This is a genomic window from Microbulbifer maximicatervae (SeqCode) (assembly GCF_052467695.1).
On record NZ_CP174320.1, the window covers coordinates 321,046 to 342,711 of the forward strand.

The window sequence follows — 21,666 nt, forward strand, 5'->3', positions numbered from 1 at the left end:
CAAGTAGCCCTAGTATGACGACAGAGAAAAGCCGTACGATTTCCCCGTCACCCGAGCAAAGCCGGCTACTGCGGGACACCCTCGGCCACTTTGCTACCGGTGTAACTGTCATTACCACTCAGGATACCAATGGCCAACCTGCCGGCATGACGGCTAACAGCTTTAATTCCGTTTCCCTCGACCCCGCCCTGGTTCTATGGAGTATCGATAAGCAATCCATGGGCTATAAAGCATTTACCACCCGGGAGCACTTTGCCGTGCATATCCTGCGAGCAGACCAACAACATGTCTCAAACCTATTTGCTGGTCGAGGGGCAGACAAGTTTGGACAGGTCAACTGGTATGAAGGCCCCAATGGTATACCTCGCCTAGAGGAGTGTGCAGCCTATTTCCATTGCCGCCGCGCGCAGTGCATTGATGGTGGAGATCACACAATATTGCTTGGAGAGGTGCTGGAATTTGCCGCTTTTGGTGGTGAACCCCTGGTCTTTCATCAAGGCTGTTATCGTGCACTGGCTGGAGAGTAGCAGCTCACTTTTTGGAGCCTAATCACTACCCAAAGGCTATAAAAATAATTTTTTAATGCCAATTAACCAGTATTTGGCAGAAACTTTGGTGTTGCATTAGTGACCTCGTAATAATTCAAGGGCAGTCTGAAGCAAACCATGAAAATGGACTGATAAGCCATGACTTCAACTACGCTCTTCTGTTTCGCCCACCGGGGCTATCAACAGCGAGCCAGTGAAAACACTCTCCAAGCAATCGGGCATGCGTTGGAACTCAACGTCGGGGGTATCGAAATTGATGTGTGGAATATTGGTGGGCAGCTTCTGGTCAAGCATGACCGGCGACTCGGACGCCTAATCGCGGGCTCTGAACTCATCACTGAAATGCATCCCGATGCCCTGAAAGAGAGACCTCTCCCTTGCGGGAATAAGGTCCCTACATTAAGGGAAGTCCTGGAACTTGTGGGAAATAGTGCCCAACTCAATATCGAGCTGAAAGGGCCTAACTGTGCAGCCCTTTTCGCGGATGAAATCCACACCTTTACGCAGGATACTGGTGCAAGCTATGAGCAATACATCGTCTCCTCTTTTGATCACCGCCAGTTGTACCAGTGCCTGCAATTAGCTCCTGAGGTTCGGCGGGGAGTGCTGGTTTCCGGTGTTCCCCTCGATCTTGCAGCCTGCTCTGCTCCATTAAAGGCCTATTCATTACATACGAACGTAGATTTTATAAATGCAGATTTAATAGCCGATGCAAAACAGCGCGGGCTTAAGAACTACGTATTTACCGTCAACGACCCCAACGATTTGATACTGTTGGCAGCTCAAGGTATTGATGGGGTTTTCACTGATGAACCTCAAATCGTATCCGATTTTAATGCCCGTGTTGAATTCACAAAAACTGGCACTTAGACGTTGGAGAAGATCCTCTTCACCAATTAAGAAAACAGACAGTAACCCGGGACAATTACCGGGCTACTGCTGTGAGTTAAAGCAGGAAAAGACTCGAGGCTAAATAGTCTCCCCTATTTATACAGCTTAAAACTCTGCGCTAGCACGTAAATACCAATAACCACCATTAAAGCCAAATGGTGATGTGAGGGCATGGCGTACCCCGAGATATCGCAATGTGGGCTCCTGCTCATCATCAGGCATTACGTCAAAGATATTCTCGCCCCCCAACGACAATTTATAATTTTCATACAGCGTAAACGTCGCTTCGATATCAACGAGAATTTCACTGCCATAACTATAGGTATCATTGGCATCCCCAGCACCAAACAACCCGCCTGTTGATTCCCAACTGCCATAGCGATTAAAACGCAGGTACCCTGCAAATAAATCACCCGTATCGAGATCAAAAGTTAAAGTCGTTCGATCACTGGGAACTTGGTTTTCCAGGTCAAATACCCGTGAGGCATTGATGGTATTTGGCGTAACACTGGTAACTTCCTGGCGATTGTGATTGTGGCGTAAATCCACCACTAATAAACTTTCAAAAATCTCGAAATCACTGGTAACTGCCAGATCTATACCTGACACTTCCGAGTCATAAGCATTGACGAAATAGTTTGCATTGCTGCCGTTGAGTAGTGCTGCATTTTCTATACCGGCATTTTGCAACAGAATCACTTCGTCATCTCCGATGGCATTGTTGCGCAGAGCCAGGCGATCCTCGATGTCGATGCTGTAGTAGTCTATTGTCACACTGGTATTGTCCAGTGGAGCAAAAACCGCACCCAAGGTAAAACTGGTGGATTCCTCCGGCTCCAGCTCAACGGCTCCGAGCGCTGATGCTACCGGATGAGCCACAGGGTAGGTTCCATTGGGTATCAGGTTGCCACTGGAGTCTGTCGTAGTAGTAACATTTAAGGTATTCACCTGTCCGGGTGTTGGCGCCCTGAAACCAGTATTTACCGTCGCTCGAAATGCCAGTTGTTCATTCACATCATACCGTGCTGACAATTTCCAATCCGATGTCGAGCCAAACTCATCATATTCCTCTAACCGTAAAGCCGCTCCCAAAGTCAGAGCCTCAGTCACATCGGCTTCAAGGTCAATATAAGCCGCAATACTCTCGCTACTGAAACTGCCCAGCGCTTCAATCGGGAAACCCTGAAAACCATCTGAACCCACACCAAAGTACGCAGCAGTTGGACCTACCTCAGTGGACGCTGCATCCCCCCTACCAATTGAGTAAGTCTCTTCACGCCACTCAGCGCCGAATGCAAGGTTCAATGGCGAAGCAAAAGCCATGACATCAATGGGGTAGACAAAATCCGCATTGAGGCTGGACTCTTCCTGCGTGAGGGTTCCCGGCTTGAAGGAAGTAGGAGACAAAATACCCAAGCTTGGATTGATGGAATTTTTCAGGACATAGTCCACTTCATTTTCAGCCAAGCGTCCGCGTAGATCCCAGGAGAGGCCATTGGCAAGCTCTCCACGCGCCCCGAATACAGCCGCGATATCATAAATATCTGCACCAAATTCAGGGTTGTAGCCGCCGGGAAACTGAGTATAAATTGGGTTTCGCAACACGTACCCACTGTCGCTGGAAGTATCTGCTACCAGGTAATCCGAGGGGTTTAGGCCCTGCGCCAAAATAGAATCCACTAAAGACTGGGGAGCTGGGTCGGGCATGTAGTCGATACTATTCGGATCAAGGGGGTCATTGGGGCTGTCTACTTGCAGGGTACCTCTCGCAGTAAACTGGTGTTCTGGGTCGAGCACCGGTCCACGATAGAAAAAGTCAGAAATTGTTTCATTTTGTGAATAACCGAAGTTTCCATAGAGCTCTACCGAATCAGAGATATCCAGGCCGCTGTTAATAAAAAACTTCAGGGACTCAACATCGGGATCACCCCATCTCTGACCCAAGCCATCCAGTGGTACTAAATTATTTCCCACAACTGATCCTACCTGTTGCGCATCTGGCCGCGCTTCGCTGCGCCAGGTTTTATCTGCGCGGGAGAATTCAACGGTGCCATTAATAAATCCTGCATTACCCAGCGCAAATCCCGTATTTGCGGCAATACTCATCCGGGTTCCATCCCCTTCAAAATACTCCCCTGTCTGAGCTGATAAGCTAAATCCCTCTGCATCATCCTTCAGGATAATGTTAACGACACCAGCAATCGCATCGGAGCCATATTGTGCTGAAGCGCCATCACGCAAAACCTCAACTCGCTCTATAGCCATAGAGGGTAGCGCCGAAAAGTCGACGGCTTGGGCACCCTGGTTAACTGTGCCCAGGGGGGCAAGCTGCAAGTTAACCAGCGCAGAGCGATGGCGGCGAGTTCCATTGACCAGTACCAAAGTTTGATCTGGGGATAAATTACGTAAAGTCACCGGGCGGATAAAAGCGGTGCCATCAGCAATTGGAAATCTCTGCGTATTAAATGAAGGGGCAATTTTTGCCAGGGACTCAGTAAGATCAAAGCTCGCTTGATCCGCAATGTCCTCTCCGCCAACCACATCTACCGGAGAAAGAGTCTCGGTGGGAGATACACCCTCTTTGCGTGTACCTGTGGTTATCACTTCCTCCATTGCCCGATCAGCAGTATTAGAGGCGCCCTCTTCCTTTTCCTCAGCAATCGCATACCCACCAGAATTAAAAATCGCAACTGCCACCGCCAATGACAAAGGTCTCAACAAGTAACGCTTCATATTCACCACCCTCTCTTCTCATTATTAACATCAAACAGAACATCACCGGATAACTCATCAAAGCAATGCACATCAAATTAGATCCGTGCAGGGGTTAAACAAAAAAGCGGCATACTGACGTTCCGTTAAATTGCATTCATGCCAGAAATTAGTGCACGCCTGGGGTAGATCTTTTACGCGATTAAATGTCAACTTCCAACAAATCAAAAAATTAATGTCGCGATATTTATTTTAAAAGGAGGGGGTACACGTTTAGCAAATACCAAAAACTGCCAAACGTGACTTTTAGAAAGGCTGAAGCAAAAGTGACAGCAATGAATTCACTTAAAAAAATAAATAGGTGAAATCAGCACCGTCTATTGAGGTGTATAAGTAACGTCAACTTCATAATCCGATCCAAGGCGACTGTAACCCCGCACCATAAAATAGGCTTCACTCTCACCACTTGGCACGGTTAAGGAACAGTTCTCAGAGCTATCTCCCTCATAGGGACGACAATCGTAATAGCGCCAAGTAGGTGCCGCACCAAAACGGACATATAGATCGGCATCATTAGTACCGGTCATATCCGCGATAAAATCTGTACCGGGCGTTACACTGAGAGGTCCATAGTGATCCTCCGAACCTCGACCCACATCACCACTAAAGGTTTCTGTTTGTTCCTCACCGGGGTCTGGATCGGGATCGGGGTCCGGATCGGGGTCTGGGCCCGGATCATCCCCTATATAACCCTTGGCCAATTCAGCGACATAGGCAGCAGCAAGCTTTCCAAACTTCACCGCATGACTGGCATCTCCACCACTATTAGCGAGGGTATCACTTGAAGTGTGGATATAAGGGTTTGAGCCATTAAAAGTCGCCTCAAAAGGAAAGGAAACCGGATACCCCTGGTTATACCAAGATGCGTGATCAGAACACGCATAACCACAATAAGTTGTTCCAACAGTGAGGCCGCTCAGGTAGGTCTGGGCCAGATCCTCAAGAAAGCTATTCTGGGCACTATTGGTGTAATCTCCAATAATATAGATATCACTATTTGAGCCATAGTAATTGGTCATATCCAACTGCAAGGCACCTATCACATTTTTATTCTGTGACTTGTAATCGCTGGCAATATCATCTGAGCCCCGCAGCCCCACTTCCTCAGCAGCGTACCCCATAAAAGCCAGCGTTTTATCCGGCTTATAATCTGTAGCGACAATTGCATTAATGACATCAGTCAATGTTGCTATGCCAGACGCATCATCGTCAGCCCCCGGCGCTCTCGTACCTTCACCAGTGCCAAAACCGACCGTAGAATCCAGGTGCGCCCCCAGCACGATAATTTCATCCGGGTCAGCTTGCCCCTGAATCGTCAAAATTACAGAGGGTTGCGCCCAACTATGGCTATAAAGTTCGACTGAGGCATCACTTCGTGAACTCGTTAATGCCTGCCACTCATCCCTTATCCACTCAGCACCATCCACGCCGGTTGAAGTGGTGTAATAGCGATTAGTAAAATTCGACAAACTTTGAATAGTTGACCGTATATTAGACTCTGAGATCTCTGCTTGCAGGGCGTTAACCACATCTGCATTATCAATAGAGTAAGCGATCACGTTATTCACTGTTGTCGTCAGCGATGAAATCTGGGCAGCTTCTGCTTCCTCCAATGAGTCATGTACCATAAAGCCGCCACAACGGTTATGGTTGATATGCATCAGAGTCGATATTTCGGAAAGATTCTTTTCATTAACTTTTAGAATAGTGACTCCGTTACGTTCCTCACCTTGAATCGAGAGTGGTTGCTTGGCAACCAGGCTACTGTTTTGCTTTAAGGTTTTATAACCATCACTACCTATAGTTATCCACAGCTCTTCTGCCACAACAGCGCCGGGGAGTGCAAGAACCCCAACTAAAGACCTACTAATAATTTTTTTCATTATCTTCTCCACATTAAGTTAGCCCCCTGCGAATCCCTGATATTTCAAAAACACAGGCAGGCAATAAACACACATGCAAGAAGCCTGCACAAACAGCAGTTTTGAATCTCAATAATATTCAAATAATACAAAAACCAATGAGGATGGAACTACAGGCCATACCTATAAACAATCGCGGACAATCCAGAAATATTTTTATTATTCGAATTTCGAAAAGCGCAGAGAGAACAAACAAAACCGGATTGACCAATCCGGCAAGGAAAAACTAGCACATTCAAATAAATACTAAAACAATTTGGCATCTTTCAGCGTAAAAGCCGCAATAAACTTTAAGTGGATCACAAATATACAAAAAACATAGAATATAAAAACACTATTAATAGCAAATAGAACTAGGAATAATTTCTGAACTAAAGGGTTTTTCAGCCCTTTATTTTAATTAGATCTACAAGAAGAATTTTAAGATTGCAACTCACACAGAATCTACCCAACCAGGAAGCCTCCTTTTTAATCCCTGCTGGTTTTGTAAAGCAGCGGCTGCACATAAAACGGTCTCATCAGCATATTTTCTGCCTACTATTTGCAGACCTACTGGCAGACCACTCACTGAAAAACCACAATTGATTGATATTGCCGGATGGCCTGATAAATTGAAGGGGTAGGTATAAGGTGTCCAGGAATACCATAGAGATCCTGGATTATTATCCGGTACATTGACCCCAGCACTAAATGCGGTAATAGGTAAAGTTGGGGTCACTAACAGATCATACTTCAGAAAAAATTCCTGTAATCGCTCAACAAAATTATCTCGCCACTTCAGCGCGTCGAGATAATCAGGTAAGGATAATTTGTCCGCTTGTTCTGCGACCTCCAACAATTGGGGCTCCACCAGTTGGCGCCTGGTACTATCCATCGCCCTAAAGATGCTCGCTATTCCCGCGCAAAACAGACAGCCAAAAGCTGCACTAGCATCATCAATACCCGGGTCAACCTCTACAACTTCAGCACCCAATTCCTGGAAGTGCATTACACTAGCAGAAACGTTGCTCACCACCATGGGATCAGGTTCTACGTAACCAAGACTGGGGCTGTAAGCAATACGCAACTTTCTTGTTCTTTCAATCAACCTTCCCTCTGTAGCTGCAAGGAAATCAATGTTCCGGCGAGGTATTGCGCGGATATCCCGATGATCCGGTTCACTGATTACATTCATCATCAGTGCACAGTCTTCCACCGTCGATGCTAAGGGCCCCACATGCACCAGGGAGGAGAAGGTACCTAATGGCCAATGGGGAACCTGTCCAAAACTCGGTTTGAACCCAATTGTGCCGCAAAAGCTGGCCGGAATCCGGATAGATCCACCACCATCAGCCCCCACAGCCAGAGGGCTCAATCCCAGTGATACTGCAACCGCAGCCCCGCCACTCGAACCACCCGATGTCTTATCCCTATCCCAGGGGTTTCTCGTAATACCGTCTATGGCGTTATCCGTCACCGCCTTCCAACCAAACTCCGGTGTCGTGGTTTTCCCTATTGGCGTGTACCCGTTGCGCTGTAATGCCGCAATGCAAGGGGCCGCACATCCCAGCGTCGTCTCTGGATCAATTATTTGGGAGCCGAAAACCGTTGGCCACATCGGTGTATAGAAGACATCCTTTATTGCCACTGGCACCCCATCAAGTAATCCCCGCACATTACCAGACATATAGCGGTGTTCAGCTTCCCGCGCATAGGCGAGGCTTGTCTTTCTGTCAATCAAACAAAAAGCCTTAACATGCCTATTAAGTCGCTCAATTTGGTTGAGTAACTCCTCGGTAACCTCAACCGGTGAGAAAGACTTCTTCCTGTATCCATGCAACAGCTCAAGAGCTGTCATCCCAACGAAATCGCCCATCGAGTAAGCCTTCCAATTACTGATCCGTTAACTTCATCAGACTAGTCGTCGGTAGCTAACTACTTGCTCCACCTTCTCTTAATAAGATCCGATGGAATAATTTCACGCAATACAGAAAGTTCAGCTTCCAGTCAGGAAATTCACAGTAAGCTTTGGTGAAATCACCGACACGGATAACCGCTGTGAAATTTCCCTCTCAAATTGCACTCCTCTTTCTTTTAGTTTCATTGATCTCGGGATGTGCCACCATGAGCGAAGATGAATGCTATGTCGCAGACTGGCAGGCAATCGGGTATGAAGACGGTGCAGCAGGTCGAGACATTTCTTATTTAGGGGGGCGTCGTGAGGCTTGTGCAAAGTACGGTGTGTCAGTCAATACAATGGCTTATCGCAATGGGCGAACTGAAGGGCTGGAGCTTTTTTGCACCGAGCTGCGCGGCTTTGATCAGGGTCGCTCTGGCAACAGCTATAACGGGGTCTGCCCCGCAGACCTCGAAGGGTTATTCTTGCGGGGATACAATTCAGGCCAGGATATTTTTCTTGCCGAATCTGCTGTCGAGGAACTGGTATCCGCAATTCATGACCTGGAACTGGCAAGAGAGCATATTCTCGATGATATGACAGAGATCGGTGCTTTATTGGTAGATGAGACAGTCGACAACTCTGAGCGGGTGACATTGCTCGCTGATATTGCTCGCCTAAAGGTCAGGCATTCAGAACTGGGGATGGAAATTACTGGCTTGCAGTTCGAACTAATGCAGCGAGAAGCCGAGTATCAGGAAGTATTGGCCCGTTCTCCCTACCTGTAACCCTGCTCTAAAATCCCATAAGAGCCAAGATTACCTCTGCGGGCCCTAATCTGCAGAGGTTAATTCCTGTCTCTATCTATTGTCGTGAATCAACCATTTCTAATCCCGGTCTCCATTACTACCAAACTGACACCATATGATAAATAGAAAAAGTAGGCCTCCTACAAAAGGCAGGCTTGCAGCGGTTGCCCCCTATTCGACTTATAGACCACCAGGAAATTTGCACCAAAGAACCAAGTAAAAAGACAGTTTCAAGAAAAATTATTCTCTATATTTCGGGCAATTGGATCAGTGCTGGTCTTTTATCCTACCCCGCATTGACTTCACCTGAGAGCGACGACTTTTTGCTTGCAGGCGACGCTCCTTGACACCACGACTGGGTTTTGTGGCCACGCGGAATTTTGGCTTAAATGCAGCTTTATCCACCAGTTCCTGCAGTCGCTCCAGGGCATCCTGGCGGTTTTTCTCCTGGGTTCGGAACCTCTGAGCCTTGATAACCACCACGCCATCAGAGGAGATTCGACGATCTTTTAACTTTAAAAGACCATCCTTAATCAACTGTGGAAGTGAAGAAGCCCGAATATCAAACCGCAGATGAATTGCACTGGAAACTTTATTTACATTTTGGCCACCGGCGCCTTGTGCGCGTATCGCACTCATTTCGATTTCTTCTTGAGGGACAGACACCTTCCCTTTTTCATAAACCATAAACACCCAATGCCCGAGTTACATCATTTTACTAAAAATACAAAATCTAATGACCATTCTGCCCAAATAGTGCAGCTATTAACCAGCCCCACCACACAGATACAATTCGCCATTGACAGAAATCAAATTATAAAAAAATGCTTCCTATAAAATGAGTGTATCTAGGGGTAAACCTCATTTACCGGGAAACCCTCATTAAGTAATATTGCGCCAGCCGAATAAAAGCTATTAAAGGGGCCTTAAAGGCCAACCAGGATTTGCGGAATGATTTGTGACTTATTTTCAAGTCATAGTCAAATCCGCTAAGATTGCCCGGCTTCCTAGAAGTACTGGAGCAAAGAACAATAAAGACTCGCGCCCTGTAGTTTCCTCTGGACTGCTCCCGATGTCTCCGCGGGTGTGAGATTACCGCGACAAGGAGAAAACCATGCATAACGCCAAGCGTAGCCTCGCAGCGGCCATAGCACTCGCAACAATGACAAGCTCTGCGGCTTTCGCCAAAGAGGCAGCCTTTTCCCAGGTTATCGCCTTCGGTGACAGCCTGACCGATGTCGGCAACTACGATGTATTCACTAATGGGGGCGACGATCGCGAAGTAGCCATTAGTCTTTTATCCCAGAACCTGGGCCTGGGTGCCGTAACTCCGTCTTGTGCAGGTATGGAATCTTCCTTTTGCCTACCCACCGTAGACCCCTCACTGAGTGCAGAGGAACTTGAAGCTTCCGTTACTGCTCAGATTGCTGCTGGCTTGAGCAATGCCGGTACAGGCTGGGCCGTAGGCGGACACAAAGCAGCTGATGTTCTGATGAATATCATCGGTCCCGACAACTATGCAGCCTACCTGCAGGCATATGGCCTGGAGGCTGACCCGAGCCGTCATAACCTGTTAAGCGCCCTGATGCCAACCACTGGTGACGAAGGCTTAACTCCCAGCTACCCGGACTCCGAACTCCTGACCCAATTGCTGGTACAACAGGCCACTGCAGCCCAATTAGTAGCCCAAGCCGAAGCTGCCCTGGCAGAAGGTGATACCGCAACTTATGCTGACCTGATGACCCAAGCTTCTGCTATGGGCGACGCCATTGAGGGCACCTTTGCTGATCTTATAGCCACGACTGGAACTTCCGGTAACCCACACCCACTGGGAATGGGCTACCTGGAAAGTACTCTGGGAAGTGCTGATCACAACGCTCTCTATTGGGTAAACGGCGGTGGTAACGACTTACTCAGCGGTTTCGAAGATGTCGTCGCTGGCACCTCAACCATCGAAGAAGTCACTGCGGACCTGGACGTTGTATCAACAATGCTGGCAAGCGCAGCTGGCGCTCTATCCGATGCAGGTGCCAATTACATCCTCGTATCCAATGTACCGGATGTCAGCAAAACTCCTGGCGTTTATGCTGCTGCATATGAAGCAGTTTACTCCAGCGACAATGCAGAGGCTCTGCAAGCTGCAGTTGATGCTGGACTAGTGAGCCAGGAAGAGGCGGATGCCCAGCTGGCCACCGCCTTCGAAGAGATACTTTTCGAAGCAAGTAGCACTTCTGAAACCTTCAACTCAGCACTGTTAGCTAAGGCCAAGGATATCGACGGCGTTCTGATGGTTGACCAGGCAGGTATCCTGAAAGTCGCCCTCAATAACCCGACCATCTTTGGTTTATCCTCCTCAGAGAACCAACTGTTTTGTTACGACGGCAGTGGCAACGACTGTATTGAGCATTCCGTTTATGGCATTAACGGCACCGACCCCGATGCAGACAAGCTGATCTTCAACGACAGTGTTCACCCCACTCAAATTGGTCAGGAAATCCTCGGTGACTACTACACCGCAATCGTGAATGCTGCTCAGGTTGCCGGTCAGCTGCCAGATATCGCAATCCAGGCTACTCGCACCCACACCAACAGCCTTGACGAGAGCCTGGCCAGTGTTCGTTACCGCTCCGCTCAGACTGGCGTTTTCGCCGGTAGCTCCCTGGGTAACGTCGACTACGATACAGATTACACCGCCAATGTCAGGGGAGATGGCTACTCCAATATTCTCGGCATGACTTTCGCCGTGCGCGACAATGCGGAAATCGGTTTTGCAGTAAGCCGCTCCAATATTGATGTGGATAATTCACAGCTTGCTATTGATTCCACCTCAACCAACTACAGCGTTTTTGGCCGCATGCACTACGACATTTTCTTTGTCGAAAGTAACGCGACCCTGACCGATGTAGATTACGATGACGTCAGCCGTTCTGTCTCTCTGGGCGACACTTATAACGGTAACCTGACCGGGAATACCTCTGGCGAGAACTTGTCCTTGGGTATCACTGCCGGTGCCAACCTGCTCAACAGCGAAACCTTCCAGTTCGGTCCATTTGTAAGCTTCACCAAGGTAACTACGGATGTAGATGGCTACACCGAAGATGCCATCGAAGGCTTTACCTATACCGACCTGAGTGGCAATGAGCTCGACCCGCTGGGTATGCACTACGGTGATCAAGAGCGCCGCCTGAGAAATATGCGTTTTGGTGCTTTCGCCAATAAAAGCTGGGATACCATTAATGCCTATGCAGAAATTTGGTATGAAGACACCAACGGTACTGAAGAAGACACTATTGAAGTGGGTGTAAAATCCATGGAAGGCAATATGAATGCCATGCCTAGCTATGCCAGTGTCGACGAAGGTATCTTCAACGGTGGTATGGGTATGATTGCCGGTATTCGCTGGCAAGCAGCTGACGCTATCGCAGTCAGCGCAACTGTCGCTTCCCGCCCAACGACTGAATCTGCTTCCGTCAATTTAACTTACCGCTTCTAAGTGGTAACTGTGCCCCCTACCAGGGGGCACAGCCTCCCCTTTTATTTAACTACGATTCTTCTCGCTTCAGAGCCTTCCCTCATCAGTGAAACTGAAAAAACAGGGCCCGTCCAAATGCTCCGATTGGAAACTGACAACCTGGTTATTCAAGAGCTTAATGAAGACAGGGATAACGGTTTAATGCTGGCACTACTCAATGATGCCGATTTTCTAAAGAATATTGGCGATCGCGGGGTTCGCACAAAAAGTGAGGCTCGCAACTATATCCTAAATGGTCCCATTGCCATGTATCGTGAGCACGGCTTTGGTATGTACAAAGTGTCCTTGAACAATGGCACTGCAATAGGCATCTGCGGACTGGTTAAGCGAGAGGGGCTCAATGGAGCCGATATTGGCTTTGCCTTTTTACCCGATTATCGTGGCCAGGGATTTGCTTTAGAAGCTGCCAAAGCTGTAATGACGTACGCCAAGGATACACTGGGATTAACGCGAATCCTTGCGATTGTACAACCAAAAAATAAACCCTCTATCCGATTACTGAAAAAACTCGGCCTAGCCCATGAGAAGCAAATTGTATTGCCAGGCGAGACTGAGAAACTGATTTTAATGGCCTGGCACAAAGACGCAGCTGAAATAACAAACTAGAATAAAAACTATTTCTTAATAAAATTATTCTGATATACAACGTCGCTGCACCTTATAATAAAAATACCACACAGACCCTGTGGTTTTTCATTGACATGCAACCATGCTGGTCTAGTCTCCAACTTACTATTAAGGAGAGGACTGCCATGATTATCGCAACCGATATGCCAGAAGTCAGTCGATGTGCCGCCAGCCAGTGTGCTTATAACGCCAATGATGCTTGCCACGCCAGAGCAATTACCATTGGTGACGGTGCCGATCCCGACTGTGATACTTTCTTCACCAACTCCCGTCATACAAGCAGCTCCCGTACCGCCGGCGTTGGTGCCTGCAAAATGGAAGACTGTAAATTTAATGATGACTTCGAGTGCTCAGCAGAAAGTATTCAAATTGGGCTGACAGGAAAATCCCAGCACTGTCAGAGCTACACTCACTGACTAGGCAACCAACAACCCAATAAAAAAGCCCGGATCAATACTCACCGGGCTTTTCTATTAATCGGGGGCGATTAACTCACAGGTTCAAGTGAAGCCTCTTTTGAGCCCTCACTCACCGCAGTGCGAGGCTCCCATACAATCCCCTTGGTATCCACGTGTTGTTTAAATAAAGGCTGATAATGAGCTTCAAGTACCTTTCGCTTAATCTTTAGTGTCGGCGTTAGGAATTCATTGAGGGGAGTCCACTCTTCTTTGGTAATAAAGATGGTCTTAATCCGCTCATGTTGCGGTAACTTATCATTTACCGAAGTCAGTAGCTTCTGCAAATGCTCATTAACTTCTCCCCGTGGTAATTTCTCAGCGGACTCGGAGATAGTCACCAGCATTACCGGCTGATCCATACCGTGCCCCAGAACACAGAGCTGGGCCAGCATTGTCTCATTACCAAAAAATCCTTCGAGTCGGCTGGGCTGAATAAACTTGCCTTTACTGGTTTTGAAGGTTTCTGAAATACGCCCAGTGATATGTACCAGGCCGTCCTTATCAATAAATCCAGAATCACCCGTGTGGTAATAACCGTCCCGTATTACCTCCGCAGTTTTTTCCGGTTCAAGATAGTATCCCTTCATCAAGGAACCGCTCTTAAAGAGTATCTCCCCTTCCTCAGAAATCTTAACTTCACAGCCGTGATAAGGCTTACCAACCGTCCCCGGCACAGGATCTTCCCCCGGCGGAGCAAAGCAACCATAAATAAAATTCTCGGTCATACCGTAGCCATCGGCCACCTTCATTCCCATGCGGTGGTACCACCGCAGTAGTTCAATGGAAATAGGGGATGCGCCGCTAACCAATATTTCTGCATCATCCAACCCCAGACCATTGCGAACTTTCTTTCTCAACCAGGTATTGATTCCAGGAATACGTAGCAGTACTTCTTGCAGTGACGGCGGGATTTTTTCATCAATTCCCTCTTTAAACTTGGTCCAAAGACGAGGAACCGAGAAGAACATCGTCGGGCGCGTGCGCTTTAAATCTTCCAGGAAAGTATCCAGAGACTCGGGGAAATGAATTGGGGTACCAGAATACAAACAATGGAATTCAACCAATATCCGCTCTGCAGCATGGGCTAAGGGCAAATAGGAAAGAACACGGTCATTCTCATCCATTCCATAACCGCGAATCATATTTGGGGAGACAAAAACCACCGAAGACCAGCTATGCATAACCCCTTTTGGATTACCTGTAGTTCCAGAGGTGTACATGATCGTAAAGATATCATCCAGATCAAAAGTCGGCTTCTCCTCAAAGCGCTCACTCTCTTTGATTAGGGTTTCCAGATCCTGGTCACAACGGATCTCACAGCGCTGGATAGCGACCGAGGGCAGCATGTCAGCAACTTCCTGTAGAGCCGCATTATTGTCGGTGGCCCCACAGAAAAGCATCTTCGATTCAGAGTGCTGTAAAACATAAGTCATCGAGGAGACAGATTGACCTGGGTAAAGCGGCACGCTGATCATTCCCGCCAGCATGATACCCACATCCACAATAATCCAGTCCGCACAATTTTTGCCGTGAATAGCGATGCGATCACCGGGCTCGTACTGAGCGCGCAGGTAGCCAGCAATCCTGCGAGCCCGATCCATTACCTCACCCCAGGTATAGTCTCTCCATTGCCGCTGCTGCATTTGGCGAAGAAAGACCGTATCAGCCTGCTGCGCCTCCCTCTGATAAAGAAGCTCTAAAGGTTGCAGGCCCTTCACCTTCTCGTACTTTTCTTCCGGGGTCATCGCTAGTCCTCTCTGATTATTGTGTTTTTTTTAATTATGAGCAGTATCATTTGTCCGGGCAGATTGCACCAATATGCAGCACACCCTGAGCGGAGTTACCAAGATAACTAAGCAGTAAAGCCACTAAATAACGACTTTTACCCGGCTTGGCTAGATCCGCCGAATGAATATGGCAGATGAAACACCTAAAAAGGCAGAATTCCTGACAGTTATTGTTTTACCTTAAGTTACTGAAGATCAGCTATTAGTGCAATTATTGTTATCAACCATAAAATGCGAATGGCCGGTCACAAAGGAGCAGGCTCTTTGCTGCTTAATTGGGACATCAGGTCTAACAAAAGTATCCCTTTTATCAGGACGCTACTTACTAATAGAACTAAAAACTAGTGCATTGTGGTACACAGTGTCACATGAATGTAATTCGAAATGACTTTTGATTTCTTAAAAATTTAATCCGCACTAATTTCTAATTTGATATCAGGCTTACAGAAAAACAACCTGAGACAACAAGCAAAAACAAATAGCAACACCCAACTTAAAAGCCCGAAAACTACAAAGACTTTCTTTTAGTAAGTGCAAGCACTCAGGTAAACAAAAAAACGACAAAAATCCACGGAGACTTAAAATCTATTTAAGGCAATTAATACATTAACCTTAATTTAATTAAGAGCATTAACAGCTCTTAAACATTGAAAATAGCCGCCTCAATACTTCAGAGAAAATAACTTTAATTTCTCAATCAAGAATATACTTTCAGAGCTCGCAACAGCGAAAGCACTGTCAGTTTTGTTTAAAAATAGATGTGTTTAACTGGGCGTTAAAAGCGAGATTGAGGAGGGAGAAATGGGGAGAGGGATGTGAAAAACACCCCCCTCTCCTACAAATTGTATTAACCTACCTTTTCTCCGTGAGCCTGCTTATCAGCATGGTAAGAAGAACGTACCAAGGGACCACAGGCCGCGTGCTTAAAGCCGATTTGCTCGGCGTAGCGGCGATACTCTTCAAACTCATCCGGATGGACGTAGCGTTGTACCGGCAAGTGTTCTTTACTCGGTTGCAGATACTGGCCGATCGTAAGCATATCGATATCATGCTCGCGCATATCGTCCATTACCTGGAAAATTTCCTCTTTCTCCTCACCCAGGCCAACCATCAACCCGGACTTGGTCAGTACGTCAGGGCGACGCTTTTTGTATTCCTGCAGCAGCTTTAAAGACCACTTGTAATTGGCACCGGGACGAGACTCTTTATACAGGCGTGGCACAGTTTCCAAATTGTGGTTAAACACATCCGGAGCTTCTTTCTCCAGAATGTCCAGCGCTACATCCATACGGCCGCGGAAATCCGGAGTGAGAATTTCCACTTGCAGGTTCGGGGATTGCGCTCTCGATTCACGAATACAATTGGCAAAATGCTCGGCGCCACCATCGCGCAAGTCATCCCGGTCAACAGAGGTGATTACCACATAGCGCAAACTCATTGCAGCAATGGCATCCGCCAGGTTCTTGGGCTCTTCCGGGTCCAGTGGATTGGGCTTACCGTGGCCTACGTCGCAGAAAGGACAGCGACGGGTACAGATTTCACCCATGATCATAAATGTCGCGGTACCGCCACTAAAGCACTCTCCCAAATTAGGGCAGCTCGCCTCTTCACAAACCGTTGACAGTTTTTGTGAGCGGAGAATATTTTTGATGCGATCCACTTCTTTTGAAGCGGGAACCTTTACGCGAATCCAGTCAGGCTTACGCAGCAGGTTATCGCTGGCAATTACCTTCACCGGGATACGCTCTACCTTATCGCCATCGCGAAGTTTCTCCCCCTGCTGGAGGCGGCGAGTGCGCTTAACGGGCACCAGGTTGGGTTTATCAGCCATTACTTAATTCCTGCTGTTCTGCGCTCAGCTGCGCAAATACTTTTTCATCAATGGGTTGCCACTGGGCGTCGGGCAACTGAAGAGTGTGGAGCAGCTCGCGTACAAAAATCTCGGCGACCTGGCTCCAACTCGGGGTTGGTTCCAATATTTCTGCCATCTGCACCATCTGCATCCCCGCATAGCCACAGGGGTTGATCCGCAGGAATGGAGCCAGATCCATATCGATATTGATGGCGATACCGTGGAAACTGCACCCCCGCCGAACTCGCAATCCGATAGAGGCAATTTTACTCCCCGCACCTGGGCCTTTAGTGAGGTAGACCCCAGGCGCATCGGCCCTGGGTGCCGCTGCAACACCAAAGGTTTCCAGCATTGCCACCGTGGCAGTTTCCAGGGCAGTGACCAGATCACGCACGCCGATTTTTGCTCTGCGCAGGTCCAGCAATGGGTACACCACCAACTGGCCGGGGCCGTGATAAGTCACCTGTCCCCCACGATCCACCTGAACCACGGGTATATCACCGGTATTCAGCAGGTGCTCGGCTTTGCCTGCCTGCCCCTGGGTGAAAACCGGCTCGTGCTCTACACACCAGATCTCGTCGACACTTTCGCCATCGCGACTATCGGTATAGCGCGACATGGCCTGCCAGACACTCTTGTAATCTCGCCGCGCAAGATCGCGAACAATGGTCATCAGAGCACCATATGCACAGCGGGGTGCTGTTTCAGTTCTTCAAATAATGCTTTGAGCTGCTCCTCACCAGTGGCGAGGATAAAGAAAGTCATTGAGGTGAATTTACCAGTACTACTGTCACGTAAGGTAACGCGCTCTTCATCCAGGCCGGGGGCATGGCGACGCATCACATCCAGTACAAATTCGTGCGCCTCATCATTGGCATCACGCACGACCTTGACCATGTAGTCTTCGCAGGGAAATTCAATTTTCGGGGCTTTTTGATTGGGATCTTGACTCATACCACTCTCCGGGGCCGGGCTGTTAGATATTGAGAAAAGCTTAGGCACAGCCGGGCGGCGATTATACAGCGGCTAAACAGCAGTGGACAGTGAGCAAAAGGGGAAGTGGACAGAGAGTGGGGAGGGATGGACAGGGATGGGAATCATTCCCATCCCTAAATCAGCAATTAGCTAAAAAAGCCCATTACAAAGCGCTTGATGGAGTCCCACATGCGCTTGAAGAAACCGGCACGCTCCACATCTTCGGCAGCAACTGCTTTAACATCGGCGACAGTCTCACCATCCAGGGTCACAACAACTTTACCTACTGGCTGGCCCTTTTGCACAGGCGCTTCCAGCTCGCCATCCACAATCAGGTCGGCCTTAATGCCTTCCTCACCGCCTCGGGGGATGGTAACGAATACATCTTTAGCTACGGCAATACCCACGCTGGGCTCTTTACCACCCCAGACACGCTCCGTCTGCAATTCTTCACCCTGACCATAGACCTTGTGGGTTTGGTAGTAGCGGAAGCCGTAGGCGAGCAGTTTTTGGGTTTCAGAGGCGCGCTTCTCATCACTGTCGGTGCCGACAACAATAGCAACCAGGCGCATGCCGCGCTTCATTGCAGAAGCTACCAGGCAGTACCCTGCTTCTTCCGTATGGCCGGTCTTAATTCCATCTACAGAGGAATCGCGCCACAGCAAACGGTTGCGGTTGGGCTGGTTAATGCCGGAGTAGCTGAAATACTTCTCGGAATAAATATCGTAATGCTCTGGGTGGTCCATTATCAGCGCGCGCGCCAGTACACCCAGGTCATGGGCAGTCGTTACATGCCCCTCTGCAGGCCAGCCAGTGGCGTTGACGAAGTTAGTATCTTCCATTCCCAGCAGCTCTGCCTGCTGGTTCATAACTTCGGCAAAGACCTCCTCACTACCGGAGACGTGTTCTGCCAGGGCGATACTCGCATCGTTACCGGATTGAATAATCACACCGCGCATCAAGTCGATAACCGGCACCTGGTCACCCACTTTAACAAACATCTTGGAGCCACCCTTGCGCCAGGCCTTTTCAGAGATACGAACCATATCGTTTTCTTTGATGCTTCCCTTAAGGATCTCCTCAGAAACGATATAGGCCGTCATCATCTTGGTTAGGCTTGCCGGCGGTACCGGAGTATCCGCCTCGTGCTCAACCAGGACCTGACCGGTATTGGCATCTAAGAGCAGGTAAGACTTTGCCGCCAATTGAGGCGGTGCAGGGATAAGAGATTGCGCCTGGGCCAGGCCCGCACATAACAACAGGAAAGAACAGGCGATAATCCGTGTGATCATAGGTATATGTCTCGTCATTCCTCGTTTTCGTTGGCTTAACCTGCAACGAAATCTACAAGGTTAATCAGCGGCACTAGAGCTTGTCACCAAACGCCGCCTATCATTACAAAATTACAAAATACAAGAAAAAACGCGTCAATGCGCACTATTTTGTGAACGGGTATTCAAATGACTGCCACCGATAGCATCAGTCACAATCATTTAAGGCAGATATCACCCTTCCCTATTGATACCCAAAAGCCCACAACACTATTCGTAAACTACTTGTGGCTGTCCAAATTGCTTTTGCTCAACAGTTTCCCGCGCTGTTGCCAAAGCTCTCTGCTGGGTGAGTGGGCCAATTCGAACTCGATAATAAGTCTTGCCGCCACTCTGAACAGAACTAACAGCAACAGGATAGTCAATGGCCGCTGCCAATTGGGTGCGAATTTCCTGGGCCTGCGCGGAACTGCTATAAGCACCAACTTGCAGATAGGTATTGTCGGGCAACTTGATAGTTGTATCTTCCGCCAAACCAGCGGTGCCATCACTATTGGCCAGCACTTCATTGGCCGCCGGCAACGCGGCCGGATCCAGAGCCTCTACCTCAACCCGAGCAATGCCTTTATCAATGTATCCGAGCTTTTGCGCAGCAGTATAACTGAGGTCGATGATGCGCCCGTGCACAAAGGGCCCCCGATCGTTTACCCGCACGATAATACTGCGGCCATTGTCGAGATTGGTGACCTTGGCATAGCTGGGCAGTGGTAGCGTTTTATGGGCAGCAGACATGGCATACATATTGTAGACCTCGCCATTTGCAGTGCGTCGGCCGTGGAATTTTGTTCCATACCAGGAAGCCTGCCCCACCTCTTTATAACCCTTGACGTCATTGCGTACACGATACGTGACACCGTTGACCTTATAGGGGGATTTATTGCCGGCGTCGCCGATCGGCTCGCGGACAGGGATCGGCTCAGGGGCTGCTTGCATATTTACCGGAGCAGCAGGGCCACTATCCTTGATGCTATTAAAGTCCGGCTGCTTGGTATTTTCGGTTTTCTGTGGTTTTGGCTGCGGGCCACTACAGGCCGCTAATATCAGGACCGCCAGGGCCACTCCCCAACGCGCTTTGCACTGAAACATAATCCCCCCGGCGCGCGACAACTTATTGCTGCCGTCTCCAAGCCGCTATTATCTGGAACTGCTAAATAAAATAGAAAAATATGAACGCTAAAAACCGAAATGGTTCCCTCCATTTGGGTTAAATTTAGCTGCGGGACTGAAGCCGCCTTAAGACTTGCCGCCTCTCGCTTTAACGATCTCTTGGGCCAGGTCATTGACGGCCATAGCGTAGAGACGACTGCGGTTATAGCGGGTGATAGTCGCGAAATTATTCAAACCGAGCCAATACTGTTTACCCTGCTCAGTTTGCAGGGAGAATACGTTGGCCGGCATTTCCGGAGCCACCTGGCTAGTAGCGTTAAAGCCTTTGTCCGCCAATTCTCCAACGGTCCACTGCGGCTGCAGAGTATCGTTGACGATTGTCATGTCCGCATTCGGGCGGGGGCTGGCCAGTACCGCGACCGGTTCACCGGGCTTCCATCCATGTTTAACGAAATAGTTAGCCACACTGCCGATCGCATCGGTAGGGTTGTTCCATATATCCGCCTTGCCATCGTCGCTGAAGTCCACCGCATAAGAGCGGTAGCTTGACGGCATGAATTGACCGTAGCCCATAGCCCCGGCATAAGAGCCCTTGAGAGCCAAGGGGTCCATATCCTGCTCACGAGTCAGCAGAAGGTAGTTTTCTAACTCTTTGGTAAAAAACGCAGAGCGACGGGGGTAGTTAAATGCCAGCGTGGAAAGTGCATCCAGAACCCGGTAGCCGCCCATATTACCGCCGTATCGGGTTTCGATACCGATAATGGCAACGATCATTTCAGCGGGCACACCGTATTTCTTTTCAGCCTCAGCCAGGGCCTCGGCATTTTGATCCCAAAAGTCTACCCCACCGGCAATGCTCTGCGGGGTGAGAAACATTTTGCGATATTCATGCCAGGGCTTGGCTTTCTCGGCTGGCCGTTTGATCGCCTTTAGGATGGAGTCTTTGCGCTTGGCCTCACGCATCAGAGTCTGCATTTCTTCGCGATTAAAATCGTGCTCTTCCACCATATAATCTACGAATTCTTGCGCTTGTTTATTATTTCCATGACCCGGTTCCTGCGCACAGGCGGCGAGGGCCAGTCCCATCCCGATTAATAATCCCGAGGTCCACTTCAAAACGACCGCTCCTGTCTTCATCTCGCGTCTCTAAATCCGGTTATTGTCCCTATGCAGTGCTCC

17 protein-coding genes are annotated in these 21,666 nt (G+C 48.7%); 6 read left to right on the forward strand and 11 right to left on the reverse strand.

Features of this window, described 5'->3' with window-relative positions:
* The first annotated feature begins 14 nt into the window (after positions 1-14).
* Both ACJJI8_RS01460 and ACJJI8_RS01465 read left to right on the forward strand, forming a co-directional pair.
* Positions 15-527, forward strand: a complete 513-nt coding sequence (locus tag ACJJI8_RS01460) for a flavin reductase family protein (protein WP_413663130.1) — start codon at positions 15-17, stop codon at positions 525-527.
* A gap of 159 nt (positions 528-686) precedes the next feature.
* Positions 687-1,418: a glycerophosphodiester phosphodiesterase gene (locus ACJJI8_RS01465; protein ID WP_413663131.1), complete on the forward strand. Its 732-nt coding sequence runs from the start codon at positions 687-689 to the stop codon at positions 1,416-1,418.
* 126 nt (positions 1,419-1,544) lie between these two features.
* Here the strand turns inward: ACJJI8_RS01465 and ACJJI8_RS01470 are convergent, their stop codons facing one another.
* The 3 genes from ACJJI8_RS01470 to ACJJI8_RS01480 form a co-directional block, all read right to left on the reverse strand.
* A complete protein-coding gene (locus ACJJI8_RS01470; protein WP_444934034.1) occupies positions 1,545-4,172 on the reverse strand; it encodes a TonB-dependent receptor plug domain-containing protein in 2,628 nt (875 codons plus the stop codon).
* Positions 4,173-4,528: 356 nt separating this feature from the next.
* On the reverse strand, positions 4,529-6,094 hold the full coding sequence (locus tag ACJJI8_RS01475; protein WP_444934035.1) for a M28 family peptidase: 1,566 nt from the start codon (positions 6,092-6,094) through the stop codon (positions 4,529-4,531).
* A 472-nt stretch (positions 6,095-6,566) separates the two neighbouring features.
* Positions 6,567-7,988 carry an amidase gene (locus ACJJI8_RS01480; RefSeq protein WP_444934036.1) on the reverse strand — a complete coding sequence of 474 codons (1,422 nt, stop codon included), beginning with the start codon at positions 7,986-7,988 and terminating at the stop codon, positions 6,567-6,569.
* Positions 7,989-8,236: 248 nt separating this feature from the next.
* On the opposite strand from ACJJI8_RS01480, the gene ACJJI8_RS01485 reads away from it, so the two are divergent.
* A complete protein-coding gene (locus tag ACJJI8_RS01485) occupies positions 8,237-8,797 on the forward strand; it encodes a DUF2799 domain-containing protein (protein WP_444934037.1) in 561 nt (186 codons plus the stop codon).
* A gap of 288 nt (positions 8,798-9,085) precedes the next feature.
* On the opposite strand, the gene arfB is transcribed toward ACJJI8_RS01485, so the two are convergent.
* The gene (gene arfB, locus ACJJI8_RS01490) at positions 9,086-9,505 is read right to left on the reverse strand and encodes an alternative ribosome rescue aminoacyl-tRNA hydrolase ArfB (protein WP_444934038.1); all 420 of its coding nucleotides are present in this window, start codon (positions 9,503-9,505) and stop codon (positions 9,086-9,088) included.
* Between the two features lie 427 nt (positions 9,506-9,932).
* Between arfB and ACJJI8_RS01495 the strand changes: the two genes are divergently transcribed.
* The 3 genes from ACJJI8_RS01495 (at position 9,933) to ACJJI8_RS01505 (ending at position 13,393) form a co-directional block, all read left to right on the forward strand.
* A complete protein-coding gene (locus ACJJI8_RS01495) occupies positions 9,933-12,311 on the forward strand; it encodes an autotransporter domain-containing protein (RefSeq protein WP_444934039.1) in 2,379 nt (792 codons plus the stop codon).
* A gap of 114 nt (positions 12,312-12,425) precedes the next feature.
* Positions 12,426-12,956 carry a GNAT family N-acetyltransferase gene (locus ACJJI8_RS01500; RefSeq protein WP_444934040.1) on the forward strand — a complete coding sequence of 177 codons (531 nt, stop codon included), beginning with the start codon at positions 12,426-12,428 and terminating at the stop codon, positions 12,954-12,956.
* 146 nt (positions 12,957-13,102) lie between these two features.
* On the forward strand, positions 13,103-13,393 hold the full coding sequence (locus ACJJI8_RS01505; protein ID WP_413663139.1) for a DUF1540 domain-containing protein: 291 nt from the start codon (positions 13,103-13,105) through the stop codon (positions 13,391-13,393).
* 71 nt (positions 13,394-13,464) lie between these two features.
* Here ACJJI8_RS01505 and ACJJI8_RS01510 read toward each other — a convergent pair whose 3' ends face one another.
* From ACJJI8_RS01510 to mltB, 7 genes are all read right to left on the reverse strand, one after another.
* The gene (locus tag ACJJI8_RS01510) at positions 13,465-15,180 is read right to left on the reverse strand and encodes an AMP-binding protein (protein ID WP_444911414.1); all 1,716 of its coding nucleotides are present in this window, start codon (positions 15,178-15,180) and stop codon (positions 13,465-13,467) included.
* 889 nt (positions 15,181-16,069) lie between these two features.
* Positions 16,070-17,053, reverse strand: coding sequence for a lipoyl synthase (gene lipA / locus ACJJI8_RS01515; protein ID WP_444934041.1), 984 nt, complete (start codon positions 17,051-17,053; stop codon positions 16,070-16,072).
* Positions 17,046-17,747, reverse strand: coding sequence for a lipoyl(octanoyl) transferase LipB (gene lipB / locus ACJJI8_RS01520; RefSeq protein ID WP_444934042.1), 702 nt, complete (start codon positions 17,745-17,747; stop codon positions 17,046-17,048). The genes lipA and lipB overlap by 8 nt, the downstream gene beginning before the upstream one ends.
* Positions 17,747-18,028 carry an HP0495 family protein gene (locus tag ACJJI8_RS01525; protein WP_282931473.1) on the reverse strand — a complete coding sequence of 94 codons (282 nt, stop codon included), beginning with the start codon at positions 18,026-18,028 and terminating at the stop codon, positions 17,747-17,749. Before ACJJI8_RS01525 ends, lipB begins: the two co-directional genes overlap by 1 nt.
* A gap of 167 nt (positions 18,029-18,195) precedes the next feature.
* Positions 18,196-19,341, reverse strand: a complete 1,146-nt coding sequence (locus tag ACJJI8_RS01530; protein ID WP_282931472.1) for a D-alanyl-D-alanine carboxypeptidase family protein — start codon at positions 19,339-19,341, stop codon at positions 18,196-18,198.
* A 249-nt stretch (positions 19,342-19,590) separates the two neighbouring features.
* Positions 19,591-20,466, reverse strand: a complete 876-nt coding sequence (locus ACJJI8_RS01535) for a septal ring lytic transglycosylase RlpA family protein (protein WP_282931471.1) — start codon at positions 20,464-20,466, stop codon at positions 19,591-19,593.
* Positions 20,467-20,613: 147 nt separating this feature from the next.
* Complete coding sequence (mltB, locus tag ACJJI8_RS01540) at positions 20,614-21,624, reverse strand: lytic murein transglycosylase B (protein ID WP_413663142.1); 1,011 nt, start codon at positions 21,622-21,624, stop codon at positions 20,614-20,616.
* Positions 21,625-21,666 lie beyond the last annotated feature (42 nt).